The 24920-nt window shown below is 37.9% G+C and carries 25 protein-coding genes and 1 tRNA gene; 12 read left to right on the top strand and 14 right to left on the bottom strand.

The window, feature by feature from the left end:
• Window positions 1–32 precede the first annotated feature (32 nt).
• Window positions 33–2141 carry a heavy metal translocating P-type ATPase gene (locus A994_RS04740; RefSeq protein ID WP_004030184.1) on the bottom strand — a complete coding sequence of 703 codons (2109 nt, stop codon included), beginning with the start codon at window positions 2139–2141 and terminating at the stop codon, window positions 33–35.
• A gap of 188 nt (window positions 2142–2329) precedes the next feature.
• Here A994_RS04740 and A994_RS04735 point away from each other — a divergent pair.
• Both A994_RS04735 and A994_RS04730 read left to right on the top strand, forming a co-directional pair.
• Window positions 2330–2413, top strand: a tRNA-Ser gene (locus tag A994_RS04735).
• Window positions 2414–2743: 330 nt separating this feature from the next.
• A complete protein-coding gene (locus A994_RS04730) occupies window positions 2744–4189 on the top strand; it encodes an RDD family protein (protein WP_004030183.1) in 1446 nt (481 codons plus the stop codon).
• A gap of 165 nt (window positions 4190–4354) precedes the next feature.
• Here the strand turns inward: A994_RS04730 and A994_RS04725 are convergent, their stop codons facing one another.
• On the bottom strand, window positions 4355–6361 hold the full coding sequence (locus A994_RS04725; protein ID WP_004030182.1) for a copper-translocating P-type ATPase: 2007 nt from the start codon (window positions 6359–6361) through the stop codon (window positions 4355–4357).
• Between the two features lie 174 nt (window positions 6362–6535).
• Between A994_RS04725 and A994_RS04720 the strand changes: the two genes are divergently transcribed.
• From A994_RS04720 to A994_RS04705, 4 genes are all read left to right on the top strand, one after another.
• Complete coding sequence (locus tag A994_RS04720; RefSeq protein ID WP_004030181.1) at window positions 6536–7390, top strand: hypothetical protein; 855 nt, start codon at window positions 6536–6538, stop codon at window positions 7388–7390.
• Between the two features lie 3 nt (window positions 7391–7393).
• The gene (locus A994_RS04715) at window positions 7394–7888 is read left to right on the top strand and encodes a MarR family winged helix-turn-helix transcriptional regulator (RefSeq protein ID WP_004030180.1); all 495 of its coding nucleotides are present in this window, start codon (window positions 7394–7396) and stop codon (window positions 7886–7888) included.
• A 13-nt stretch (window positions 7889–7901) separates the two neighbouring features.
• Window positions 7902–8450, top strand: a complete 549-nt coding sequence (locus A994_RS04710) for a flavodoxin domain-containing protein (RefSeq protein WP_004030179.1) — start codon at window positions 7902–7904, stop codon at window positions 8448–8450.
• Between the two features lie 169 nt (window positions 8451–8619).
• Entirely contained in the window at window positions 8620–9126 is a 507-nt protein-coding gene (locus tag A994_RS04705; protein WP_004030174.1) for a CDP-alcohol phosphatidyltransferase family protein, read from the top strand.
• Between the two features lie 36 nt (window positions 9127–9162).
• Here A994_RS04705 and A994_RS04700 read toward each other — a convergent pair whose 3' ends face one another.
• Window positions 9163–9789, bottom strand: coding sequence for a TMEM175 family protein (locus A994_RS04700; protein WP_004030173.1), 627 nt, complete (start codon window positions 9787–9789; stop codon window positions 9163–9165).
• Between the two features lie 286 nt (window positions 9790–10075).
• On the opposite strand from A994_RS04700, the gene A994_RS04695 reads away from it, so the two are divergent.
• The 4 genes from A994_RS04695 to A994_RS04680 all read left to right on the top strand — a co-directional run bounded on the left by A994_RS04695 (window position 10076) and on the right by A994_RS04680 (window position 14202).
• The gene (locus tag A994_RS04695) at window positions 10076–10534 is read left to right on the top strand and encodes a GyrI-like domain-containing protein (protein ID WP_004030172.1); all 459 of its coding nucleotides are present in this window, start codon (window positions 10076–10078) and stop codon (window positions 10532–10534) included.
• Window positions 10535–11097: 563 nt separating this feature from the next.
• On the top strand, window positions 11098–12162 hold the full coding sequence (locus A994_RS04690; RefSeq protein WP_004030171.1) for a nitroreductase family protein: 1065 nt from the start codon (window positions 11098–11100) through the stop codon (window positions 12160–12162).
• A 402-nt stretch (window positions 12163–12564) separates the two neighbouring features.
• The gene (locus tag A994_RS04685; RefSeq protein ID WP_004030170.1) at window positions 12565–13053 is read left to right on the top strand and encodes a TIGR00288 family NYN domain-containing protein; all 489 of its coding nucleotides are present in this window, start codon (window positions 12565–12567) and stop codon (window positions 13051–13053) included.
• Window positions 13054–13551: 498 nt separating this feature from the next.
• A complete protein-coding gene (locus tag A994_RS04680; protein WP_004030169.1) occupies window positions 13552–14202 on the top strand; it encodes a potassium channel family protein in 651 nt (216 codons plus the stop codon).
• A 129-nt stretch (window positions 14203–14331) separates the two neighbouring features.
• Here the strand turns inward: A994_RS04680 and A994_RS04675 are convergent, their stop codons facing one another.
• The 7 genes from A994_RS04675 to A994_RS04645 form a co-directional block, all read right to left on the bottom strand.
• Window positions 14332–14865 carry a DUF2115 family protein gene (locus tag A994_RS04675; RefSeq protein WP_004030168.1) on the bottom strand — a complete coding sequence of 178 codons (534 nt, stop codon included), beginning with the start codon at window positions 14863–14865 and terminating at the stop codon, window positions 14332–14334.
• Between the two features lie 72 nt (window positions 14866–14937).
• Window positions 14938–15549 carry a (Fe-S)-binding protein gene (locus A994_RS04670; protein WP_004030167.1) on the bottom strand — a complete coding sequence of 204 codons (612 nt, stop codon included), beginning with the start codon at window positions 15547–15549 and terminating at the stop codon, window positions 14938–14940.
• Between the two features lie 11 nt (window positions 15550–15560).
• Complete coding sequence (locus A994_RS04665) at window positions 15561–15914, bottom strand: DsrE family protein (protein WP_004030165.1); 354 nt, start codon at window positions 15912–15914, stop codon at window positions 15561–15563.
• 1 nt (window position 15915) lies between these two features.
• The gene (locus A994_RS04660) at window positions 15916–16302 is read right to left on the bottom strand and encodes a DsrE/DsrF/TusD sulfur relay family protein (protein WP_004030163.1); all 387 of its coding nucleotides are present in this window, start codon (window positions 16300–16302) and stop codon (window positions 15916–15918) included.
• Window positions 16303–16352: 50 nt separating this feature from the next.
• Entirely contained in the window at window positions 16353–16673 is a 321-nt protein-coding gene (locus A994_RS04655) for a DsrH/TusB family sulfur metabolism protein (protein WP_004030162.1), read from the bottom strand.
• Window positions 16674–16766: 93 nt separating this feature from the next.
• The gene (arsB, locus tag A994_RS04650) at window positions 16767–17846 is read right to left on the bottom strand and encodes an ACR3 family arsenite efflux transporter (protein ID WP_048204077.1); all 1080 of its coding nucleotides are present in this window, start codon (window positions 17844–17846) and stop codon (window positions 16767–16769) included.
• Between the two features lie 18 nt (window positions 17847–17864).
• On the bottom strand, window positions 17865–18218 hold the full coding sequence (locus tag A994_RS04645; RefSeq protein WP_004030160.1) for an ArsR/SmtB family transcription factor: 354 nt from the start codon (window positions 18216–18218) through the stop codon (window positions 17865–17867).
• 58 nt (window positions 18219–18276) lie between these two features.
• On the opposite strand from A994_RS04645, the gene A994_RS04640 reads away from it, so the two are divergent.
• Together A994_RS04640 and A994_RS04635 are read left to right on the top strand one after the other, a co-directional pair.
• Window positions 18277–18711 carry an arsenate reductase ArsC gene (locus tag A994_RS04640; protein ID WP_004030159.1) on the top strand — a complete coding sequence of 145 codons (435 nt, stop codon included), beginning with the start codon at window positions 18277–18279 and terminating at the stop codon, window positions 18709–18711.
• Complete coding sequence (locus A994_RS04635; protein WP_048204076.1) at window positions 18705–19403, top strand: DUF166 domain-containing protein; 699 nt, start codon at window positions 18705–18707, stop codon at window positions 19401–19403. The genes A994_RS04640 and A994_RS04635 overlap by 7 nt, the downstream gene beginning before the upstream one ends.
• Window positions 19404–19493: 90 nt before the next feature.
• On the opposite strand, the gene A994_RS04630 is transcribed toward A994_RS04635, so the two are convergent.
• The 4 genes from A994_RS04630 to A994_RS04610 form a co-directional block, all read right to left on the bottom strand.
• Window positions 19494–20033 carry a DUF2115 domain-containing protein gene (locus A994_RS04630; RefSeq protein WP_004030154.1) on the bottom strand — a complete coding sequence of 180 codons (540 nt, stop codon included), beginning with the start codon at window positions 20031–20033 and terminating at the stop codon, window positions 19494–19496.
• A gap of 55 nt (window positions 20034–20088) precedes the next feature.
• Window positions 20089–20475: a putative zinc-binding protein gene (locus A994_RS04625; RefSeq protein ID WP_004030153.1), complete on the bottom strand. Its 387-nt coding sequence runs from the start codon at window positions 20473–20475 to the stop codon at window positions 20089–20091.
• Window positions 20476–20528: 53 nt separating this feature from the next.
• Window positions 20529–22202, bottom strand: a complete 1674-nt coding sequence (gene arsM, locus A994_RS13255) for an arsenite methyltransferase (RefSeq protein ID WP_004030152.1) — start codon at window positions 22200–22202, stop codon at window positions 20529–20531.
• Between the two features lie 135 nt (window positions 22203–22337).
• Complete coding sequence (locus A994_RS04610) at window positions 22338–24779, bottom strand: anti-sigma factor antagonist (RefSeq protein ID WP_004030150.1); 2442 nt, start codon at window positions 24777–24779, stop codon at window positions 22338–22340.
• Window positions 24780–24920 lie beyond the last annotated feature (141 nt).

Genomic DNA, 24920 nt, shown 5'->3' with positions numbered 1-24920 from the left:
TTAAAATAGGACTTAAAAAAAAATAAAAAAAATTACTGGATTTTCTGACTGCCTATGCGGATAGCGTTGAGTATAACTGCCAGGCTAAGGCCCATGTCTCCAATTCCCACAGCCATCCACAGTGTCACCAAACCCAACACTGCCATGATGGCAAAGGAACTTTTAACCAGTATGGAGAGTGCCACGTTCTGCTGCACCACGCCCATTGTTTTCTGGCTCAGTTTAAGAAGGTATTCCAGTTTGGACAGGTCATCGTGCATCAGGGCCACATCAGCAGTTTCAATGGCCACATCTGAACCTGCTGCACCCATGGCAATTCCTATGTTGGCCCTTGCCAGGGCAGGTGCATCGTTAACACCATCACCCACCATGGCCACATGCCCGTGGTGCTTAACCAGTTCATCTATCTTTCTAACTTTATCCTCTGGTAGCAGACTGTGGTAATACTCATCCAGACCTAACTGGGATGCCACCCTCCGGGCAGTGCCCTCAGTATCACCCGTGAGCATTACCGTCAGGATACCATTGTTTTTAAGGAATTTAACAGTTTCTGGAGCATCATCCCTGATGCGATCCATTAACACCATTAAACCCATAACCTCCTGTTCGGTCCCAACTAAGATGGTGGTTTTACCTTCCGCTTCATATCCTCTTATTTTCTCCAGAATATCGTTATCCTCCAGAATATTATTATCCTGAGATTCTCTTTCATTGATAATACCTGAATTTTTAAAGAGGGTTTTATTTCCCACATAGAATGTGTTTCCCCTGATCTCACCCTTTAAACCGGTCCCGGTTATGGATTTGAAGTTATGAACCTCTTCCAGTTTTAAACCTTCATCTGTTGCTTTCTGGAGTATGGCTCTGGCCAGGGGGTGTTTGGAATGTGATTCAAGGGAAGCAGCTAATTGTAAAATATTCTCTTGGGAATTGTCATTGAAGCTGATGATATTTGCCACTTCCAGGCGACCTTCGGTTAAGGTTCCTGTTTTATCAAAGACCATTGCCTTCACATTCTTCATTTCCTCCACGTATTCTCCACCTTTTATGAGAACACCATTTCTGGTGGCCGCGGTGATCCCTGAAACCATTGAGACTGGGGTGGATATTGCCAGGGCGCAGGGGCAGGATACCACCAGTAAAACCAGGGCCCGGTAGAACCATTCATCAAATGACATGTTCAGGAGGAATGGGGGGATTAATGCCACCAATACCGCTGCAAGGATTACTGTGGGAGTGTAATATGTGGCAAAGCGGTCAATGAATGCTTCTGTTTTTGATTTTTTATTTTTAGATTCACGGACCAGTTCTATTATTCGGGATATGATGGTTTCATCTGACTTCCGGGTTACCATTATTTCCAGGTAACCTTCGGTGTTGATTGAACCTGCAAAGACTTCATCACCCTCTTTTTTGGTGACTGGTATACTTTCCCCGGTTATGGGAGATTGATCCACTGCCGATGCACCCCTGACCACCAATCCATCCAGAGGTACCTTGTCACCAGGACGGACCACCATTTTCTCATCCAGGTTCACGTCATGAGTATGAATCTCGAGTTCCTGGCCATTTCTAATGACATGTGCAGTTTCAGGTGCAAGTTTAAGGAGGGCTGCTATTGAGCTGCGTGCTCTTTCACTGGCATAGTCTTCCAGAAACTCAGCCACATAGAACAGGAACATCACTGCAGCACCCTCTTCACCGTGACCTATCAAAAATGCCCCAGCAGCCGCAATGGTTATTAAAAGGTTCATGTTGAAACGGAGCTTCAACAAACCTTTAAATGCCCCTTTAATTATTCCAAAACCAGCCACTGCCACCACAGCCAGGAAAGCAACCTCCGCCAGGAGCCCCTGGTTCAGGAAATTTTCAAGTATTATACCAATAGCAAAGATTACAGCAGAGGTAATGATGATTAGTAGGGGTTTATGTTTCCATTGGGGCTGTTTTTCCTCGAAAAGGTCCCCTCCACAGCAGCTGCAAGTATCTGGCGAATTTTCGTCTTCTGTACATTGTTGAGGGTTATGTTTATGATTATGCTGATGATTATGCTGATGATTAGGTTGATGATTAGGTTGATGATTAGGTTGATGATTAGGTTGATGATTAGGTTGATGATTAGGTTGATTGTCTTTTGACATGGACATTCCTCTATTTTTTAGATTACCTACAGATTTTACTTACATTAACGACATTTCTTAGAAAATATGTTCATATGAATAGATGTTCAATTGAACATATAAATGTTAGGGTCCATAACAATCAGCCAGCATTCTGTAATAATCAACCAAAAATATTAATGCAATGCGAATTTAATTTCAATGTGGATGCCGGGATAGTCTAGTCAGGTAAGGCGTAGGATTCGAAATCCTATGAGCGATGCTCACCCTGGGTTCAAATCCCAGTCCCGGCGCTTAAATTAAATATTATTGAATATTATTGAATATTTATAAAAAAATGATATTTTAAAATAATTCTTTTTCCACCATTTCTCAAAAAATGGTTTTTAATTAACAAAAGCATTAAATTGATGATGAAAATGTCACAAATGACAATATTAATATAGAATAAAAAAATAATACAGAAATTCACCTAAATATAAATCTACAAACACTCATCCCAAGTATCTATGCAAGCACTCCCAAGTCCCATATTTTAATTCCATGTGTAAAAAATATATAAAAACAGTTTAAGCCATATTTGATTGAATGAATATTGATAATTAACAGCGGTTCTGAATAAGATGGATCGAATAACCTTTTTAGATAACGCCCATCAAGGAAAAAACAACTGGTGGAGATATCTCCTGACCAGTGCTTTCGCCTGGATAGGGCCATTTATACTGATTTTAATAGTCTTAATTCCATTTATCATCCTGAGTCAACCTGTTAAAATGGATATAAACCCAACTAACGTGGAAAATGCCATAGATCCCCTAATTTTAATGGTAATGCTCGGGGTTTATTACACCCTATCCTTCGTACTATTTTATCTTTGTTCTCGTTTTATCCAGGCTAAAACAATTAAAAAAATGATTACAACTGTTTCCAAGTTTAACTGGAAGAATGTGTTAAAGGGAGCTGGTCTTTGGTCCATTATCATAGGTGCTTCCCTGGTGGTGGATGTGCTCATCAATCCATCACCAGTTAAATTATCACTGGATCTGCCATTTTTAACCCTTTTAATTGCAAGCATCATCATTTTCACAATACAGGCCTCCTTCGAAGAAATCTTCTTCAGAGGGTATCTCATGCAGGGGATAGGACTCTTAACCCGAAAACCATTCATCCCCCTCTTTTTGACTTCAGTTATTTTTGCCATTGGACATTTCTGGAACGGAACCAGTATTATAACCGGAATCACAGCAGTAGTTAATATGTTCATTTTTGGGATGGTACTGGGCATCATCACCTTAGGAGAAAACGGTCTGGAAACAGCTATTGGAGCCCATATTGCCAATAACATCCTGGTTACAAGCATTGTGGGTAATGTTGGTATTATAAATGACCTTCCAGCCATGTTAACCTTTGGGGGCGGATCATCCTTTGGTGTTCCTTATTTCATCTTACCATTCATCCTCTTGGCCATTGTATTCTGGAAAAAAAATGATAGAATCGGGCTGATATTTAAAACACAGGAAAAATTAAATGACATTAACCAAACATCCACCCCAATCCAGTGTGTTAAGTGTAAAACCATCAATCCTGGAATCGCAGTTTACTGTGGAGAATGTGGAGGGAAAGTAGTAAGAGAATATGCTTCCACTCCCAGAAAACTGGTGGCTTTCCTCATTGATATGGCACTGCTACTGGTGATATCTGGAGTTTTACTGGTTATGTTTGTTCTAACTTTTTCAATCTACAACCAGGATACATTCAGCCCAGAGTTAATTTCTGGAATATGGATAATTCTAACCAGCATCATAATCTTTGTTTACCTGGTTTTAATGGAAAAAAACGGGAATACAATAGGCAAAATTGCCATGGGAATAAAAGTGGTCCAGGAAGATACTCAAAAACCTATTAGTTATCCTCAGAGCATTGCACGAAACCTTTTTTTAGTTGCAGATCTGATTCCCTTTATTATACCAGGTTTATTAGGCCTGATAGTCAGCGCAAAATCCGATAAAAAACAGAGAATTGGAGATATGGTTGCAGGAACTGTGGTAATCAAAAAGCAGGAACTATAATCAAAATAAATAACCATAATCAGAAAATAAATTATCTTAGACCAAATAATGGTGACTGGATTAAGTTGTAGTAAACAGAAAATAAATCATTGATTGGAAAATAATCATTGATTGATTAAATCTGGAGAAATAACCCTTTACCGGGGGATAATTCCGTGACTATAACTACTTTTCCATCCTCAAAAACCTGGAATTAACCGCCACAATTATAGTACTGGCGGACATTAACACTGCCCCCATGGCAGGGGTTAAAATTATCCCATAAGCTGATAAAACACCTGCTGCTAAAGGTATGGCAAATATGTTGTAACCTGCCCCCCAGGCCAAGTTTTCCAACATTTTCCGGTAGGTGGAGCGGGCTAACTGTATAATGTGAAGAGCATCTAATGGGTTACTCCGGACCAGGATTATGTCTGCTGCTTCTATGGCCACATCGGTTCCAGCACCAATGGCAATTCCCACATCAGCCTGAGCCAGTGCAGGGGCATCATTGATACCATCACCAGTCATTGCTACAATCAACCCCTCTTCCTGTATTTCTTTTACTTTTTTGGCCTTATCCGAGGGTAGGACCTCAGCAAAATACTGATCCAGACCCACTTCCTGGGAAACCCATTCAGCCACTTCTGCCTTATCTCCGGTAATCATGAGGCATTTGATGCCCATTTCCTTGAGGCGCGCAATAGTTTCCCTTGACTCAGGGCGGATGATGTCAGCCAGTGCAATAGCACCCTTTACTTGACCATCAACCATGACAAAGACCGTGGTTTTTCCCTGGGATAATACTTCATCAACTTTTTCATCTTTAAATTCAAGCCCAATTTCTTTTAAGTATCCTGAACTGACCACATTTACTGTTTTTCCCCCAACTATGCCTTCTACACCCTTACCAGGGGTTGATTTGAAATTTTCCACCGGTAAATGATCCTTGGACTCTACTGCCACACCTCGAGCAATGGGATGTTCAGAATAAGCCTCCAGGGATGCTGCATATTTTAAAATTGATTCATTATCAAGTGTTTCATCAGTGGAGATCACATCAGTCACACCAAACTCCCCTCGAGTTAATGTTCCGGTTTTATCAAAGATTATAGCATTTATGTTACGTGCTTTCTCAAAAGAGGTTCTGTTTCTTATTAGTAACCCGTTTCTGGCAGATAATGCCGTTGAAACCGCCACCACCAGAGGTATGGCCAGTCCCAGTGCGTGTGGACATGTGGTTACCATTACCGTAACCGCTCGCTCGAGAGAAAAGGCCAGATCCTGTGCAGTAACTATCATCCAGACAACCAGAGTTATAAAACCTCCAGTAAGAGCTATTATTGTCAAATACATGGCGAAACGATCTGCCAAGTTCTGTGTTTTGGATTGGCTAGCCTGGGCTTCTTCCACCAGAGTTATCACTTGAGACAAGAAAGAATCCTTACCTGTTTTCAGGATTTCTAATTGGATTGAGCCATCTCCATTTATTGATCCTGCTATAACCTCACTTCCAACCTTTTTATACACTGGCTCTGACTCGCCAGTTAGCATGGATTCATCAATATTGGTTTCACCACTTGTAATCTGCCCATCAGCAGGAACTTTCTCTCCAGGTTTAACCAGTAGTTGATCTCCTACTTCCAGTTTTTCCAGTGGAACCTCAATGATCTCACCATGCATCATTTTATGGGCAGATGAGGGTAGGAGTTTTACCAGTTCTTCCAGGGCTCGGGAGGCCCCCATGACTGATCGCATCTCCAGCCAGTGCCCCAAAAGCATGATATCAATTAAAGTAACCAGTTCCAGGAAGAATAGCTCACCTTTAAATCCGAAAACTACAGCACTACTGTAAATATAGGCAGTGGTTATGGCCACCGTCACCAAGGTCATCATCCCCGGTATTTGTGACTTAAACTCACTATACATACCCTTAAAGAAGGGATATCCTCCGTAAAAATAGATTACGGATGATAAAAAGAACAGAACATGCGAATCCCCATAAAAGCTTATTATCTCTCGGATACTGAGAATATCTTGGATCATTGGTGTTAAAAAGATTACAGGAATGGTTAAAACTAAACAAATCAAGAAACGTCTTTTAAAGTCTGCGATCATATGGTGATGGTCATGGCCACCGGTTTTCTTTTCCATTCCATGGTCCATTTCATGGCCCGAATGAGAATGTTCCATTCTAGTTTCCCCCAAAATTCCCTTAAATCATTGTTTATTATTATGTGGTTAATGATTTAAAAAATTTTGAGACATTTTTAATCAGATATCCACAAAGTTTATATACTAGTTTCCACACTTTAGGTAATATATTACCTAAACATGTAATATATTACCTATTGGGGTTGGAAAAAAATGAACAAAAAAATAATATATACAAACTCAATTGCTATTGCCATTCTGGCATTAATAGCAACCTTAGCGGGATTATTTTGGAAAGGACTTTACCAGCACGACACGATTTCTGGTGTAGCTCAAATGATGGGCCAGGATTTAGTTACATTAGTAATCTGCATTCCACTAATGCTTGGTACATTATACTTGATCAGAAAAGATTCACTTAGAGGACGATTGATTTGGATGGGAATCATGTTTTACTTCCTATATTCATATGCATCAATGGCCTTCCTGACATCATATAATCAACTATTCCTGGTTTATGTGGCCATATTTTCAATATCACTGTATACTCTCCTTGGAGAGCTATTATCTCTTGACACGAGGAGTATCCAGAAAAGTTTCACTCCCGGAACTATCAATAAAATTGGCGCAGTATTTTTGGTAATTATTGGGTTAATGCTTGCTGGAATGTGGCTTAAAATGATTATTAGTTCATTAATTGCTGGTATTGCACCTTCTACACTTGAAACTTACACTACACTGGTCATTCAAGCTTTAGATTTAGGAGTCGTTGTTCCCGCAGCAGTAATTACGGGAGTACTTCTATTCAAAGGCAAAGCATGGGGATATGCACTTGCTTCCATATTCTTGATAAAGGTATCTTTACTGGGAACAGCAATTCTTTCCATGATCTATTTCATGGCACAAAATGGAGTGAATATTGAATTAGGGCAAGCTATGTTCTTTGTAATTGTCACTGTACTGGGAATAATAATTTCAGTAGCATTCTACTCTCAGATAAAAGGCTCCGTGAATGGAAATAAATATGTTGAACTCAATAAAGATGATAAAAAAACAATAATAGGGTAAAATATGAAGGATTCAAATGAAATTAAGGAAGAATACCGTTCGGAAAGGTTGGAGATGGAAAAATACATATTAATTGTCTTATTCCTAATTCAGCAGCGATGGGGATACATAATCAACAAAGATCTTGCCAATGACCAGATAACCACTAAACAATGGTTAATGATGATCGTAATGGCAAATGCATTCCAAAATCCCCCTTCCATGCAAGAAGTGGCTGATGCCATGAGCACCACCCACCAGAATGTTAAACAACTTGCTACTCGTCTGGAAGCCAGGGGTTTTTTGAAAATAGAACAAGACCCCGAAAATAGGCGTATTCACCGTTTAAATGTCACTGCAGAATGTTTTGAATACTGGGATAAGAGAACTCCAGAAGATGCTGAATCAGTGACCGCATTATTCAAAGGACTGGATGACATTGATATAAAAAATTTATTTGAAATAATGGGTAAACTGGAAAAAACATCCAGTGAATTATATAGGGAATCTAAAAAATAAGGAGATAATTTTCATGAAAGCATTAGTTGTATATGGAAGCAGATACGGAACAGCCGCTGAAATAGCCCAGGAAGTAGCCCGTGTTATTAAAGATGAAGGAGTTGAAGTTGACCTGGAAGATGCAAGAGGAATTAAGGATTGTGATGTTTCCCCCTATGACCTGGTAGTGGTGGGAAGTGGAATAAAAATTGGTAAATGGACCAGTAAATCCCTTAAATTTCTTAAAGACAATAGATCTTCCTTAGCAAATAGAAAAGTTGCCATTTTTGTCAGCTGTGGGGCCGCCAATGAAGAAAGTAGCAGAGCGGAAGGTCAGGAAAAATACTTGGATGAAGTGGCAGCCAAAAACTTGATAAACGAACCATTATCAACTGGACTCTTTGGCAGTGTTTACGATCCTGAAGCCAACCATGGCCTGATGTTTAAAATGGTTAACCGTTCCGTGAGGAAAAATCTCCAAAAACAGGGCATAGACCCATCTAAACGCTTAGATTACCGTGACTGGGGTGAAATAAGAAGTTGGGCACGGGGTCTGGTTGATAAGTTAAAAAATGATTCATAAAATAAATTACTATGAAAGAAGCAGTTTCATTAGCAAATGGTAGTAATATCACCGTAAAAGCCGTGAAAAAAGGATTAAACGCAGATAAAACCAAAACTATTACCTTCATTACACTCTAATAGAGTAAGGGATGTTTGTATCCTTTAGTTTATTTGGGGGGTTGAAAAATATGTCAAAAAAATCTCTGATTCCATCTATAGTAACTGCACTTCGATTACTGGTAGCACCGGTATTATTCTACACAATAATGACTAATCAGTATTCATGGGCTATTTTAATACTGATTCTTGCAGGAATCACCGATTTTCTGGATGGGTATCTAGCCCGGAGACTGGATGCATCATCTGATAGTGGGGCTTACCTTGACGTTATATCTGATTTCATCCTGATAGTCCTTGGTTTTGCAGCATTTGTCCTTAAAGGATGGTACGATCCATTCATTCTTTTGTTAATCATCACCATGTTTGCACTGTTTTTAGCCACTTCCAGCCTTAAAAAGCTGGTTTACGATCCAGTGGGGAAATACTTAGGTGCCTTTCTCATGGTTATGCTTTTTGTAACACTCCTATTCCCAGAACCAATGATAAAAACAATTTTACTTGCCTTATTGGTGATTATATGTCTTATTTCAATAATAAGTAGGTTTTCAGTATTTTTAAATCGGAATAATGGTTAAAGAGAAAAATTGAACACAAAGAATATTTAAGATGAATTAACTCAAATACTTTTTTTCTAGTATTTTCTTTAAAAACGGACTGATTATATAAGCCAAACTGCCCCATGCATAGAAATAAAAGGATAAACCTAAAGCGAGAACCGAGCACAGGGGTAAAATAAGATTGATGTCCCTCATTAACTTAATTGTACTCTCATTTAGAGTTTCATCCACCAATCCTTTCCAAACAGAATAGTACCAGTTCAAGTAGTATAAAACTCCAGCAAATAGAAGGTTGAGTTGGAAAATTAGGTTTGCTGTGAAGTAAGTTCCACCATATTCTGATATTATTTCAGTGGAAAAAGGCACCAGAGCTATAAATAGCAGCCAGAAGATGTTGATGGTTATCAAAGAAGAGTCAGAACGTTTAATGAACTGGAACTGCTGATGATTATTACGCCAGAAACCAGAAAGGATCCAGAAAGATAGAGCGTAACACATTAATTTAGGCCATAATAACCAGAGCTGTTGTTGGAAGGCAGCTTCACTTAAGTTATAAGCTATATCAGGGACTCCAATACTTAAAACCAAAAGAGTCATGGCAATGGCAAATATACCATCCACCAGGGTTTCAATACGGCTGGTGGTCATCCATAAGTTAATAGAATCCTGGTTTTTTGACATTAAATTATGATATTACTTTTGGCTATAAAAATTATTGGGTTTTTTAAGACTCCCTTACCCAACTACTGTTTTAAAAATTGGAAATAATGACTCCTTAAAGTATATTCCACCACTAAAACAAAGGATATTATTACCTTTCAATTGCATTACTTTTCAAGTGGTCTTAGTAAAATAATATGTTTATGTGTATTACAATAATAAAATAGAATGAAATTACAGGACTAAATTATCCAATATGGAATAATCAGGGCATATAAATTAAAAACTAAGATTGTGGAGTAAAATCATGAAAATCGAAATAAAAAACATCCCAGAATATCAGGTGGCTTTCATCTTAAAGAAAGGAAGTTATCAGCAGATTCCAGATACATTAGGTAAAGTTGTGGGATGGTTAATGGTCAAAAACGTGGAAATTCAAATGCCAGTCTATGGATTATACTATAACAGTCCGGTGGATGTTTCTGAAGAAGAGCTGGAATGGGAAGTTGGAGCAGCCTTTGTTGGGGAATTAGAAGGGGAAGCTGATATTAAGATAAAAACTGTACCATCTCATGAAGCAGTTAGAACTGTTTTTAAAGGACCTTATGGTGACGCAGCATCAGTTTATATGGATCTCATTCAGTACGCAGCAAATGAAGGTTACCAGATCACGGGGCCTGTCCTGGAAAGTTATCTTAATGATCCTTCTGAAGTCTCCCAGAGTGAGGCTTTAACTGAAATACAATTCCCTGTGGTGAAAAAATAGTTACCTATTATGATCAGCCGGGTTTGATATTTTAAACTGTTTTTAATATTTATTTAATATTTAAAGATAAATGAAATATTATTGACCGAGAGTTAGCAAAAAAATCATCCCAATATCCAGTTAGGCCAATTTAATGCTATTTCGTGAATCTATGGAAGCCGGATTAATCTGACCCCATGACCTTCGATTTTTTTCTTTGTGTATTAAAAGGTAAGAGTATTATTAAAATATAAGAGTATCATCTCTCCAAATATCCCCATATTTCCCTAATTGGTCGATATAATTATTAATATCTCCCTATTCCCCTAATTGTTCTATATAATTATTAATATCTCCCTATTCCCCTAATTGTTCTATATAATTATTAATATCTCCTTTCTATAATTATCCACTAAATCACTAATTTATCCAAATATACTTATTAAATGCCCTTTTAAGTCTTTTAAAACTTTAGTTTTGTTTTAAAATTCTCTATCATTTATATATGATTTCAATCAACTATGTCTAACCTTCGCATTACTGAAAGTTCTAAAATAATGAAAGTTTGTAGTTCAGGTGGGAATATGAACCAAGTCCTTGACATTATTAAAAGCAGAAGAAGTGTTCGTAAGTATCAGGATAAGCAGATTAAAGATGAAGAGCTGGAAAAAATCCTGGAAGCTGCCATTTATGCCCCTACCGGCCATAATGACCAGCCATGGCATTTTACCATAATTCAAAATAGGGATCTGATAAACCAGATCAATGAAGGTGCCAAGGAAGTTATGAAAACAATGGATGTGGAATGGATAGCGAATATGGGGAAAGCTGAGAGTCTGAACATCTTCCACCAGGCACCAACAATCATAATAGTCTCCGGACGAAAAGATGCCACCACACCCCTGGTTGATTGCGCAGCAGCGGTTAGTAACATGCTCCTGGCTGCAGAAAGTATGGATATTGGTTCATGTTGGATAGGATTGGCCAAATTTTACTTCCTTAATGGAGAGAATATGGAAGAATTCGGCATACCAGAAAATTATGAAGTTCACTTCGGAGTTTCACTTGGTTATAAGGTCCGAAAAAACCCAGAAGCTCTCTTAAGACACAAAAACGTGTTTAATTATGTGGATGTTCCATCACAAAATATTAACAAACCAAACACCAAATTACAATTGGGTGTAATAATGGATGTAATAGAAAAAAGAATAGAAGAGACTAAAGTTGCTTATATTCCATACAGTGGAAGTTATGAACTTATCCCAGAACATATCCAGGAAGTAGGACAGTGGGTTATGGAAAAAGGCCTTGAAATGACTGGTCGGGTTTATGGAACCTATTTCAACAGCCCGGAAGATGTGGCTGAGGAAGATCTGCAATATGAAATCGGCTTTTCATTTGCAGGAGATGCAGTACCAGAAGGCAAGATCGGTATTAAAGAAGTCCCAGAACACACCGTACTTTCAGCCATACATCAAGGTCCTTATACTGAAGTGGGGCCAGTTATACACGCAGTGGTGGATTATGCTGTTGCAAATGGTTATGACATTGTGGGACCAGTAACTGAGGTATATCTAAATGATCCTGCAGAAGTTCCTGAAAGTGAACTTTTAACTGATGTGCAGTTTCCAGTCATGAAAATCAAATAATTTCATTGAATCTTTTTTTTTAACCTTTTTTTAGATTTTTCTTCATATTATAATGTCCCAAAGTGCAAATAAAATATTTAAAATACAATTCAGATATTTAGGGTTGCTTAAACTTCCCCTGATTTATTTGATATTTGGGTGTAATTTGGGCATAGCTATTTATTATTCGGATTGAATAAAATAGACTAGTTCTTACTTGATTCCAAAAGAATTAAAAGGACCACATCACGAATCCGTATGACCTAAAAATGTCAAATATGAATGTCATGCTGCTTTAAAAAGCTTTAAAAACTAAAAATTTAACAATAATAATAAGAACGATAATAAAAATATATTAATAATATTACAACTAATATTAAAACACCTGGCTCGTGTTTATCTTGAATAGAACCAGGAGGAACAATGCGTAACCTCGAAAAATTTAAAGAATATATTCCCAGAATGGGAGAACCTAATGTAAAAAGTGTTGCTTTATTAATAGATGGACCTAACATGCTACGAAAAGAATTTGATTTCGATCTAGACGTAGTACAAGAAATACTGGCGGATTATGGGAAAATAAAGGTGGGAAAAGTTTTCTTAAACCAGTACGCCTCAGACAAACTTATTGAAGCTATTGTTAACCAGGGCTTATCACCCATAATTGTTGCCGGAGATATTGATGTTCAAATGGCAGTTGAAGCCTTTGAAGCCATACACAACCCCAACATTGATGTGGTGGCATTAATGACCCGTAATACTGATTTTTTACCATTAATCAATATTGCCAAGGAAAATGGAAAAGAAACCCTGGTGATTGGTGCAGAACCCGGTTTCAGCATCGCCTTAAAGAACTCTGCAGACAGCACCATAGTTTTGAAAAAACAACACCACCCCCATGGAGCAGTATAAGCCAATCTTATTTTTATTTTCATTACTTTATATTTTTAGCATAGAATACAGCTTCTTATTAATTTTTCCCCATATAAATCTCTTTCTCTTTAAAAAAAATCTATTTTTACTAAAATTAAGGCATTATACACTGGAAATAAACAATATCCAATCAATTTCGTTTAATATGTTTCCTTGCTGAGAAAGATCAGATAAAAAATGTTATTCAATCCTTTAAATCAGGAACTGGGCAATTTCCAGAATTATTGTTCATTACTATCTGTCGGAAAATTTATATGGGATGTAAGGTCTATCTTTAAGTCCTACCTAGAAATATTGTTAGTTTGCAGGAATGCAAAGAAAAATCACCCGCCTCAGGAGTATATTCTCTGGGAAAGGTGCTAGAATTCAGTGCATGTAATATAATCTTCATATTAGAAACGTTCTAAGGATTTTCACGTCACTGAGTATTTTATGCTCCTATTATTATGTTAATTGTTACTTTAAAGGTGGTTCAAGATGTATGTGGTTGTAATGGGTGGTGGAAGAGTCGGATTGAACCTGGCTTCCTTCTTAATTGCGGATGGTCATGATGTTACTCTAATTGAAAATGATGAAAGCTTATGCACCAATGCTGCAGCAGAACTGGATGCACTGGTGATCTGCGGTAATGGTACCGATACTAAAACGCTTGAAGAGGCTAATGTGTCCAGTGCAGATGTATTTGTGGCAGCAACTGGTAATGATGAGGCTAATTTACTTGCCTGTATTTTGGTGAGGGAATTTAAACTTCCCAAAATCATCGCCAGGGTAAGTGAACCCAGCCATGCTGAGGCTTTCCGCAAAGTAGGTATTGATTCAGTTATCAGCCCAGAGATCACTGCGGCCAGTTACCTGGAAAAACTGATTATTCGACCTAAAATCGCTGATCTAGTGGTAATGGGAAAAGGTGACGCAGAATTACTTGATTTTAATCTGGAGAATGAAAAAGTAGTAGGAAAGAAAGTTGGAGATATCAGCCCTACCGAAGACTTTATAATCGTTGCAGTTTATGAAAATGGAGATATAACCATCCCCAAACCAGATATCATCTTGAAAAAGGGGATGAAGGTTTCTATACTGGTGAAAACCAAGGCTGCCCGGGAAGTCATGAAAAGATTCACCAAGTAAATTAGTTCATTTTAATCATTAAATATCAACAAATTTCATTTAATATTCTGTTTTTAGTCTGTTTATAAATTCCATTAATTTTTCAACAAATTATACTAACTATGCTAATTGATGAGAATTCATTAAATATCAAACTTCCTCATCTTGTTCTGCAATACAAAATGGGCACAATGCCAGGGGATTGTCATCGTTGTTATCTTTCACAGGGCAAGTGTACTTGCTCCCCTCTTTTTTAACCGTGAACCCACCGGGAAATAGCGTTCCCACTTGATGGATAGGTTCGTCCTTTATAAATGTAGTGTATAAGGATATGATTGAATATATCTGGAGGAGGGAGGGGTTCATCTCTTCCATGTCTTTTACCATTTTTTCTTGTTCTTCAAGAATGTCAATGGCAGTATTCAGTTCATCCATATCTACCTGACCATCATAACAAAAGTTATCATCTTTAACCTCTCGGATACGGATTAAAAATCCGATTTCGGCTTTGATATATTCCTTTTTGTAACTGGTATGAATGCATTCTGCTTCCTGTTGAATCTGAAGGCTGCACTGTTGAATATCATCAATATTAAATTTTCTGGCATCTTCCTTAATTACACATAAAAGCTGGTCTTTGGTTGTTTGACCCTGAATGCTCATACTTTTCAATTTGTCTAACAAAATCGTAACCCCTCTTGTTAAGATGATTACTATATAATTCAAGTCATTAAAGAAAAAACACAATATAACCTACTATTTTTCAACCCATCCTAATGTTTTCATTAGTTGATCCCCCAGAAGTTCCTTTATAGAATTCAATTTATCCAAGTTTTCAGTTTTTAGGAGAGGTTTGCATTGATCTAATGTGGCATCTCCTGATAGAAGTTTCATTGAAAATGCCATGCAGGTGGCAGTTCCGCACTCTTCACAGTTAGTTTGAGGTAGGCAGTTATAAATGTTTAATGGACCTATTTTTGACAGTTTTTCTGATAGATCCTCATCAACATCACCACTCTCACTTTCCAGGTAACATTGGTTTATTTTTTCCATGAACTCTGTTATTATTTTTATTCCTTCTTCAGGGTCCCTGGTATTCATCATCATGATCCTTCCAGATGGGAAGAATGATATCACTCTATCGTGTGTATTTAGTGTCAGGATTTTTTTGTGCGGGATATAATTCACTTTTCCTGGTGGAAATTTACTTGAAAACATTGGCATTACCTGATCTAATGCTGAATCAAACTGCATTGCCAGTTTAACCCGCCCTTCCTCTGCCATGCAGGGCATTATCTTGGTTATGGAAACGCTTTTTACCAGGGCCCCATCTTCAAAAATTTCGTATTTTAATTCTTTCATTTCCATTTTACCGCCTCTTAAACTTTTATTATATGATTTTTTGATTTTAAAATGTTGTAAAGCGTTTTATCATCAACTATTTCAACTATTTCAACCAATTCCCCATATTCAATCCCTCTTTGGGTTAAAGAATCTAAATGTATAAATAAATTTCCTTCGGGGAAAATTGAATAAATTAATTCACTCACTGAGGGATATTCAATTGTTTTTTCTGGAGATTGATCTTTCAAAGCCGCATAAACACCGTCACCAATTAAGAGAATATCTGCATGTATTCCTTTATCCAAGCCGGCTAGTGCAATATAAATTCCACTTAAAGCATTTTCGTGCCCATAAGGAGCTTTATCTATAATTATCAGTGCAGACTGCATGTTACCGACCTAAAGTTATGATTTTATTGTCTTCTTTCATCCATTCTGCAAGATCATAGATGCTGGTTATTTCAACTCCATCTAAATAATTTGATTGGTCCACATACCCCCTTGCAGCAGCACAACGTATACATGCTTTAATTTCAGCGCCTTTTTTAATCAAATCTTTAAAATTCTGTGAAACATTCTGGAAATCACGAGGATTCTGATCTTTTTGGGGTATATGTACTCCATCCATGTATAAAAATATTTTAACCACATATCCAAGGTTTAAGGCAGTTTCAGCCATTTTATATCCAATATCAGAGTATTGAGAAATGTAAGGACCGTCCAATAATACAATGCCCATTGTTTTATTATTTAGTGAATTTTTATTTAAGGTGTCCATAATCCCACCATCTGCCCCATTATTTCAGTGTTTTGAAAGATTTAAGTGTTTTAAAAACTCACGACCTGATGAAAGTTCTCCATGACATCCACCACCAGATCATCATACTCACTAAACACCATTAACCCCTCTTTTAGTTGCCTATCTTCAATTCCTCTGGCTTTCAGATCATCACCATACACATAAACCTTTGAATTTTTAAAAAGCCTCTCCATATCTGGATTTAGGTAATTTTCTCGTGCAGCATAAACTCCATTTCCCACTAAATAGATGGAAATTTGATCATTATGGATGTATAATTGTGTGAAATCCATAAATGTTTTGAATCCCTGTTCAGATGGACTTTTTGTTAGTATAAACCCAATATTCATCTTGATCTCCGAAATATAGATTAATTACTGTTTTCTGATTATTGTACAGTTAATAAGGCCTTTTATTGTTACTTAATATCTCTCTAAAATCTATTAAGATTCTTTAAAATAGCGCTTTTGGAAGATCAATGCAACATTAACCAGACTTATTAGGATAGGTACTTCTATTAATGGACCTATTACTGTGGCAAATGCCACTCCCGATCCTATCCCAAAAACTGCTATGGCTACTGCTATCGCCAGTTCAAAGTTGTTACTGGCTGCTGTAAATGATATGGCTGTGGTCCGAGTATAATCCGCGCCCAATTTGTATCCCAGGAAAAATGTGATGAAAAACATCACCACAAAGTAGACCAGCAGAGGTATGGCTATAATTACCACGTCTAGTGGTATCTGAACTATGTAATCTCCCTTTAAGCTGAACATCACCACGATAGTAAATAAAAGTGCTATAAGAGTTATGGGACTTATTTTTGGTATGAATTTTTCATGATACCATTCCTTACCTTTAATCCGAATTAAGAAGAATCTGGTGAAAAATCCGGCAATGAATGGTATTCCCAGGTAAATGAAAACACTTTGAGCTATCTGTAGTATGTTAACATCAACCACAGTTCCCTGGATCCCTAATAATGGAGGTACTACTGTGATAAAGAACCAGGCATATACACTGTAAAACAGGACCTGGAATATGCTGTTTAAAGCCACCAAACTGGCAGCGTATTCATTGTTTCCCTGGGCCAACTGATTCCAAACTAGGACCATGGCTATGCAGGGAGCTATTCCAATTAGAATCAATCCCACCATGTACTCAGGGTAGGCAGATAAGAATATTACAGCCAATGCGAACATCAATAGAGGGGCTACTATCCAGTTCTGAAACATGGCCAATCCTAAAACCTTCCAGTCCCGGAAGACCTTAGGTAATTCTTCATATCGGACCCGGGCCAGGGGAGGGTACATCATAAGTATAAGTCCTATAGCGATGGGTATGCTGGTGGTTCCCACCTGGAAATTATTCACCAACCCCTTGAAGGAAGGTAGGAATACTCCCAGCGAAACTCCCAGTAACATTGCTAAAAAGATCCATAATGTTAAAAATCGGTCCAGAAATCCTAATTTAGGAGTATCACAGATTTGATTGGTAATTTGACTTGTAAAATCATCTTTCATCGGATTCTCCCCAACCAATTATCTATTATTAAGCAGTTCATCCAAAATATCCATAATTTTTGGATTAGACAGACTGTAGTGAACCCATACTCCTTCTTTACGCCATTTTAAAAAGCCAGCTTTTTTTAATACGTTTAAATGGTGTGATACAGTTGGTTGTGGTTTTTCCATTGCAGTAAAGATTTCACAAACACACAGTTCACCATATTTTAATAAATAGATTATTTTCAGCCTTGTTGGATCCCCGAGAGCTTTTATAGACTCTGCATTTCCATATAAAACATCATCTGCAGGAATCTTAGACTTTATTTTTTCCAGTCTTTCAATCTGGTCCGGGTCAGGTTTATCCCCACTAATTTCACATGATTTCATAGTGTTTTTATAGACATGTAATATATTTAAATATATGGATGTATCATTTATTGATTAGATGACAATCCCAAAAGTTAAAAAAAAGGTTCTGTTTCTCTGTAACCACAACTCAGCACGGTCTCAAATGGCTGAGGGACTTCTAAAATCATTGTATGGAGAACATTATGATGCATACAGTGCAGGGAGTAATCCGAGTTGTGTAAGTCCATTTGCAGTGAAAGTTATGGGAGAAGTGGGTGTTGATATATCCGGAAACCGATCCAAAAGCATCAAGGAATTTGAGGGCATCAAATTTGACTACGTGGTAACAGTATGTGGTGGGGAAGGGGAGGCATGCCCATTTTTCCATGGTGGAGAAACTTATCTCCACGAATCATTTGAAGACCCGGTGGCAGTTGATGGAAATCTAGATGAAAAAATCAATGCTTTCCGAAAGACTAGAGATGAGATTAAAGATTGGATCAATAAAACATTTGAGGTGAGTGAATGTTGAAAGTTGCAATAGCTACAGACGGTCCCTACGGTGACCGGGCCTATGATACCATAAAAAAGGAATTTGAAACCAGATTTATAGAACTTGAACCACCCACTTCCCTGTTTATGGATGACATTGAAATACCTGATGAAAGTCTCAAACTGATTGAAGATACTAACATACTCATAACTTACACTACACATCCGGATCTAACGTTAGAACTGGTTGAAAGATTTGCAGATAAAGTTGATTGGATAATAGTTGCCGCATGGCGGGGTAACGGCTTCAAAAACCAGTTAGAAACACGTGAAAATGTAGTTTGCCCATATATAATGTGTGAACTTGAAGAAAATGGTAATCCCGTTTTCGATAAGTTTGTATCAGATATAGGGAAGCCTAAAGTAGTTCTGAAATTGGAAGGAAATAAACTTGAAGATATAGTGGTTTTAAGATCCTCCCCTTGCGGATCAACCTCTTTTGTAGCTGATTTTATAAAAGAGAATTATTGGGGTAAGAAATTAGACCCTGAAAATCTACCAACCGAAGCTGGACTCAAATTACAACATTATCCCTGCAGATCAGCTAAAATGAGGCTTTTTTCTGATGAGGAATGTAAAAAAGAGATGGCATCAGGACTTCACAGGGATGCCTTTGAAGAAGCAATTGCCTTTGCCAACAGGCGTTTGGAAAATCGTAACTTAAAAATATAAAATTACAATTTCGTTTAAAAAAAATCAATCGTTGATATAATTTACTCTAATATACAATTCTAACCTTTTAAACAACCCCCAAGTTTTTTTTCACGTTGTCTCTGGATCCTGCTGAGCAATACAAAAACCACAAACAGCCCCCGGATTATCTTTTTGCCGTTCTTTCACCGGGCAAAGAAACTTTTCACCATCGTATTGTACTTTTAATCCTCCAGGGAATGATGTGCCCACGGGATGAACTGGTTCTTCCAGTATAAATGTGGTGTATAGGGAAATAATCTTGTAAATCTGGAAAAAAACCGGATCAAATCCATCATCTTCTACCTGTTTTTCCTGCTCTAGAAGCAATTTTAAAGCGTTCTTAACTTCCTGCATGTCCAAAGATGTGTTATCATATTCAGGGTGTTCCTTGACCTCCTTAACACGGGCGATGAAAGCCATGGTATAAGCTTTAATGTATTCCTCACGATAACTTCCTTGAATGTACTGGGCATCTTCAATGAGGAAATAACTAGCCTGCATTAAGTCCTGGATTGTAATTAGCCGCGCTTCGGCCTTTAACCTGGAAAGAAGATCATTCCTATGTATTTCATTAAAGGAAAAAATATCCTTTATTTTTTTAATTGACATTACAAAGCCACTTATTTGTTCTGTTAATTAATGAAAGAGTTTGAATTAAAAAAAATTATTCAAACTTTTTTAATTCATTTTTTATTTTATTTTTCATGTGTTCAACGCAAAGTTCTCCATTATCATCCAATCTGGACACATCAGTGGGTTTTAAACCGGCTTCATTGAGTTCTTCCATTACATTGATGTTTTTAGCTGGTTTAACTCCTTTTTGTTCCAGTATTTTAGAAGTACAGTTACCATCACACCCACTGAGTGCTATGATAGGATACTTTTTTATTAGATTTCTAAATCCTTCTCTATCTGCGGAAGTGGCACCCATACAGATGGATATGGTATTATCGGTTTCTGCAACTGTATCTGATGATGTTACACGAGTAACTAAACCGTATGGACTCATTCCACTACATGCAGCCAGTGCTATCTTCTTTTTTTCACTCATTGTATTATCTCCTTGTTATCATCCCATTAATCATTGCTAAATGTTTAAAGTCATTAACAGCCTGATTTTGATTTTTTTAAAGTTAATTTTGCATTCATTTTATCGAATTTATTTTTTACATGTTCATACCCTTTCTCATCGAAGGGACAGTCCCCTATACAGTAAGTACAACCCTGACTACAGCCTATACATCTTTTTTGTATGAATTCTATTTCTTTACCACAGCAGCTCTTGGTTTCTATCAGTGCTTTTTCAGGACAGGCTTTGATACATTTTCCACATTTTCCACAGTAATCAGAGATCCATGAATGGTCAACATTATTATTTAGGGGTAAATTTTCAATATTGGTGAATATGGCTGATATCTTCTGCCGGGGTCCAAGTTCAGGACTTATTAAAAGACCACTCTGCCCTATCCAGCCTAAACCTGCTTTCTGACCAAGTTGTGAGAAGCCCACCATGCCCCCATAGGGATGAGCAACCTGAGTGACGAACCCATTTGCTCGGATAAAGTCCGAAAGTGCGTAGGTTATGTTACCCAGTTTTGCATATGTTGCATCATTTAATTGCTGGGCTTCTGGGCCTGGAGGAGTTTCGATAATATCTTCACCCATCTCCAGAGTTAGAACAATGGCGTTGGGGTAAAGAGGTTCTTCGGCGTTGATTAATTCCGGAATGACTTTTGTGTATCCTATGCTTACAATGCCCATTGCGTGGGCAAATTTCTCAAAACCTTTTAAAAGATCCGGATCAACCATATTTTTAGGTTCATCTGGATTTTTTACCAGTGATTCATCAGGAAATTCTCCTCCACATCCACATTCATCACTTTCTCCTATCTCACTTTCAGGTTTCATATCTCCAGTTTCCCCACAGCATCCCAGATTCATATCTGTTTCTTTTTCAGGGGCCCCTACAATACTTTCCCCACAACATGCAGTTTTATCATCACTCACTGTTTCCTCCTTTAAAGCTCTCACCTGTACACTTGTTATTTTCCCCACCAGACGTTCATCCAGTTTAGGTTCTGTGAAGAAGTGCTGTTTGATGATTTCAACATCTTTAAACCCGGCTTTTTTTATGGTTTCCAGGTAATCTTGTTTTTCCATGGCTCCTGCAGTGCATTCAGACCATGCCTGGAAGCTTTTACGGACTGCATCCGGAAGTTCTCCCTCTGTAACTATATCTGATATTAGTATTCTCCCACCATCTTTTAAAACCCTGAAAACTTCTTTAAAGGCCACAGACTTGTTAGGTGTGAGATTTATAACACAGTTACTGATTATTACATCAATGGAATTATCTTCAATGGGCAAATTCTCGATCTCACCCAGTTTAAACTCCACATTATCATAACCACCAGCTTCAGCATTTTGGGTGGCAGTTTTTACCATTTCTTGGGTCATGTCTACTCCTATGACCTTTCCTGCATCACCTACTTTATTGGCAGCCAGAAAAACATCTATTCCCCCACCTGATCCCAGGTCCAGAACTGTTTCCCCCTTTTTTATCTCTGCTAATGCTGTGGGGTTGCCGCATCCCAGACCAAATATGGCATCTGCAGGGATGCTTTTGATTTCCTCATCAGAGTAACCTACTGCTTTGGCTTGCATGATTATGCCATCCATTTCAGTTCCAGAGCAGCATGAGCAGGAAGAAGAATCTGTTTTATTGGCAATTTTTGAATATCTTTCTTTTACAAAGTCTTTTATTTCTTTTTCTTTCAAATTATCCAACCACCCTGTTAATTTCATATATCCAAATATATCAATATATAGATAAATTGATGAGAATCCTTATAAGCTTTACTATCAACATGGACATTCACAAAAAAAGTTAAAATCATGCCCAAAAAATTAAATCTAAATCAACTTCTGACAGATTAAAGATGAAGATATCCAGGCATATTCCTTCTGGTAATCATTGAGACTGACGAATGAAATTGCAGACATGGTGTAGGATAATAATCCCAGAAGATACTGAGATATATCTTCATCTAAGAGGGTTATCATATTACCGTACTCCCTCACCCTCCGTATGCATTGAAATGCCTTGATAACATCTGAATTATCAAAATTTAATTGAATTTCAGTGGATTGAATGGGTATCTGTGGTATGTCACTGAGATTTTCAGCATCAATGAACTGTTCTTCCAATTCCAAGATGTACTTTAACTTTTCAAGAGAATTTACCTCCACACATTCCAGTTTGAAGGCAGTTTCCAGTTTAGCCACATCACGTAGGATGTGGGAATACCTGGTGGCAGCAAAGTCAATGAGCCACATGTTCAGATCATCATCCAGGAGCACGTTTCTCAGATTCAGGTCACCATGGGTGGAAGTTTCATAGGCACTGACTGATTGGGATCGGCGTTCACTCATTACTTTTTCCACAAAGTACAGTGGATTTATGGATTTTCCAAGACCGTATGGCAGTTCAACGTATTTGTCACCAGATGTGACCCCAAATTTTTCCAATGAAAAACGTTTGATATTTTCGTAGTTAAAGAAAAAGTCGTATTCCTCATAAAGGAACAGTTCCTTTAGCTTGGGCTGCCCATACCAGCTTCGGAGGACGTTTCTGAAGAGTTTATCCAGGGCAGTTAGAACCTCTCCGGTGCCATGGGAGGCATAGTAGTCTTCCATGGTTTTTATGGTGCTTTCCCTGCCATTTATACCCACGAAGTTGTATAATATTCCACCATATTCGGCTATTCTACGGTGGTCTATGATTTGTGTGGCGTTATTTTGTATGTAACGTTTCACATGGTCTTCATATCCTCTAAGCTCATCCCCTAATTCATACCAGGGGCCCAGTTTCATTACAAAAGGCATCTCCTTTCTACCGGAGCGATCCCATGCATCCACCTTGAACACTGCAGAACCACTGTACCCCCCGGTTATGGGATTTAGGTAAATTTCAGTTGCATCCGAAAATATTTTGCTGGTTATGTCCTGGTAGGTGTCATTCCATCTTTCACATTTACCCTGCAGTGTTATTTCCTGTTTTTTTTCAAAAGTAATATCTGATATGTAAGAAACACCAATCAAAGCTTTTTTTAGCCTGGAATTATCTAAAAGATGACACATGTCCAGAAATTCCCCATTCTGGACGATTTTTCTAATCTGCCCGTCCAGGTTACTATTTTTCTTCAGGGGAATGTGTTTGAAGATCACTGCATGGTTATGGAGTAACATTTCCTTGTTTCCAATGTTGGCCGGGTGCAGGTAAAACAGAGAGCCCAGTGCATCTTCATCGAAGCTAGATAGATCACTGGCCAGATCAACACCCACACCAAAACTCACCATGGTTTCACCCTTAAACATTGGCTTAGTGTTTATATTCATCCAGGATTGAATATTATCCGGGTGCATGATCATTTCACGGTTTTTAGGGGCAAATTTCTTGAGGGGTGATATTCTAATTCCGGAACTATATATTTCCCCAATATCTGCCTGGATTGCCAGGCTGATGATGCCCTTAAATGAGGGTTTCATTTTGCGGGCCATCTGAAAAAGGGATGAGTAAAGTTCGTCCATGCTGAATCCTTCGCTGGTTTTGGATTCTGCAAATATGATATCATTGAACTTTCCATCCAGTGCAGCGTTAAATCCAGTGTGGATGGTGACCATTCCTGTGTCGGTTGCTGGTATTAAAAAATCAGGAGTGTTATGTCCATCAGTGGGGAGCCAGACCATGGTGCCCCCAATGGTGATCATTTCCCCCATGATCTCCATGAAGTCGTTCATAGTCTCACCCAGTCCGCCCAGTCCAATGGAGTATTCTGTATCTTGGAACTTCCGGGAATAGATATTATCCTCGTCTAACTGAGCTTTAAGCACCTTGGAAATGTCACCAACTACTTTCAAATTAGAATCAGCAGATGATATATCAAGTATGGTAAATGAAAGCTGTTCATCAGTATATTGTGGGAGGTTACCCCAGTCCACTGGTTCTGATTTAACTGTATCTGACTGGAACTTTAGGGCATCTTTAAGGGTAGGTTTTATGGAAAAAATCTGGTCAAATCCGGCCATTTTCAGGACTTCCATAGGATAAGGTTTCACATTGCAAAGGTGTATCATTCCACCCCTATCTTTCAGGATTCTTTCGGTTCCAAGCAGGCTCCTGATACCTCCACTGCTCAGGTAACTGACATCATCCATGTTAAAAATAACCACTAAATCTGTATCTGTGATAATGGTTTCTAGAGATTCGTTTAACTCCAGCGCACCATAAGCATCCAATCTACCCTGTGGTGTCACTATCAGCACACCATTAACTCTTTTTGAAGTTATATTCATGATTTACTCCCCTAAATTACATGAATTTGCAAATACTTAAAATCAGTTAGGTAGGATTATGAGGTTTTTATCATATATACTAATTTTTTATCTGAATTTTGGGACTTAAAAACCTTTTTAAATATCATTACGGAGATTATT

This window comes from Methanobacterium formicicum DSM 3637 (genome assembly GCF_000302455.1).
Classification (GTDB): Archaea; Methanobacteriota; Methanobacteria; order Methanobacteriales; family Methanobacteriaceae; genus Methanobacterium; species Methanobacterium formicicum_A.
This window is presented reverse-complemented; position numbering and strand designations above follow the sequence as displayed.

What these genes read in the sequence shown, in the direction of transcription:
- A994_RS04740 (WP_004030184.1), bottom strand. Translation starts at nt 2,141, where the DNA reads ATGTCAAAAGACAATCAACCTAATCATCAACCTAATCATCAACCTAAT.
- A994_RS04730 (WP_004030183.1), top strand. Translation starts at nt 2,744, where the DNA reads ATGGATCGAATAACCTTTTTAGATAACGCCCATCAAGGAAAAAACAAC.
- A994_RS04725 (WP_004030182.1), bottom strand. Translation starts at nt 6,361, where the DNA reads ATGGAACATTCTCATTCGGGCCATGAAATGGACCATGGAATGGAAAAG.
- A994_RS04720 (WP_004030181.1), top strand. Translation starts at nt 6,536, where the DNA reads ATGAACAAAAAAATAATATATACAAACTCAATTGCTATTGCCATTCTG.
- A994_RS04715 (WP_004030180.1), top strand. Translation starts at nt 7,394, where the DNA reads ATGAAGGATTCAAATGAAATTAAGGAAGAATACCGTTCGGAAAGGTTG.
- A994_RS04710 (WP_004030179.1), top strand. Translation starts at nt 7,902, where the DNA reads ATGAAAGCATTAGTTGTATATGGAAGCAGATACGGAACAGCCGCTGAA.
- A994_RS04705 (WP_004030174.1), top strand. Translation starts at nt 8,620, where the DNA reads ATGTCAAAAAAATCTCTGATTCCATCTATAGTAACTGCACTTCGATTA.
- A994_RS04700 (WP_004030173.1), bottom strand. Translation starts at nt 9,789, where the DNA reads ATGTCAAAAAACCAGGATTCTATTAACTTATGGATGACCACCAGCCGT.
- A994_RS04695 (WP_004030172.1), top strand. Translation starts at nt 10,076, where the DNA reads ATGAAAATCGAAATAAAAAACATCCCAGAATATCAGGTGGCTTTCATC.
- A994_RS04690 (WP_004030171.1), top strand. Translation starts at nt 11,098, where the DNA reads ATGAACCAAGTCCTTGACATTATTAAAAGCAGAAGAAGTGTTCGTAAG.
- A994_RS04685 (WP_004030170.1), top strand. Translation starts at nt 12,565, where the DNA reads ATGCGTAACCTCGAAAAATTTAAAGAATATATTCCCAGAATGGGAGAA.
- A994_RS04680 (WP_004030169.1), top strand. Translation starts at nt 13,552, where the DNA reads ATGTATGTGGTTGTAATGGGTGGTGGAAGAGTCGGATTGAACCTGGCT.
- A994_RS04670 (WP_004030167.1), bottom strand. Translation starts at nt 15,549, where the DNA reads ATGGAAATGAAAGAATTAAAATACGAAATTTTTGAAGATGGGGCCCTG.
- A994_RS04665 (WP_004030165.1), bottom strand. Translation starts at nt 15,914, where the DNA reads ATGCAGTCTGCACTGATAATTATAGATAAAGCTCCTTATGGGCACGAA.
- A994_RS04660 (WP_004030163.1), bottom strand. Translation starts at nt 16,302, where the DNA reads ATGGACACCTTAAATAAAAATTCACTAAATAATAAAACAATGGGCATT.
- A994_RS04655 (WP_004030162.1), bottom strand. Translation starts at nt 16,673, where the DNA reads ATGAATATTGGGTTTATACTAACAAAAAGTCCATCTGAACAGGGATTC.
- arsB (WP_048204077.1), bottom strand. Translation starts at nt 17,846, where the DNA reads ATGAAAGATGATTTTACAAGTCAAATTACCAATCAAATCTGTGATACT.
- A994_RS04645 (WP_004030160.1), bottom strand. Translation starts at nt 18,218, where the DNA reads ATGAAATCATGTGAAATTAGTGGGGATAAACCTGACCCGGACCAGATT.
- A994_RS04640 (WP_004030159.1), top strand. Translation starts at nt 18,277, where the DNA reads ATGACAATCCCAAAAGTTAAAAAAAAGGTTCTGTTTCTCTGTAACCAC.
- A994_RS04635 (WP_048204076.1), top strand. Translation starts at nt 18,705, where the DNA reads ATGTTGAAAGTTGCAATAGCTACAGACGGTCCCTACGGTGACCGGGCC.
- A994_RS04630 (WP_004030154.1), bottom strand. Translation starts at nt 20,033, where the DNA reads ATGTCAATTAAAAAAATAAAGGATATTTTTTCCTTTAATGAAATACAT.
- A994_RS04625 (WP_004030153.1), bottom strand. Translation starts at nt 20,475, where the DNA reads ATGAGTGAAAAAAAGAAGATAGCACTGGCTGCATGTAGTGGAATGAGT.
- A994_RS04610 (WP_004030150.1), bottom strand. Translation starts at nt 24,779, where the DNA reads ATGAATATAACTTCAAAAAGAGTTAATGGTGTGCTGATAGTGACACCA.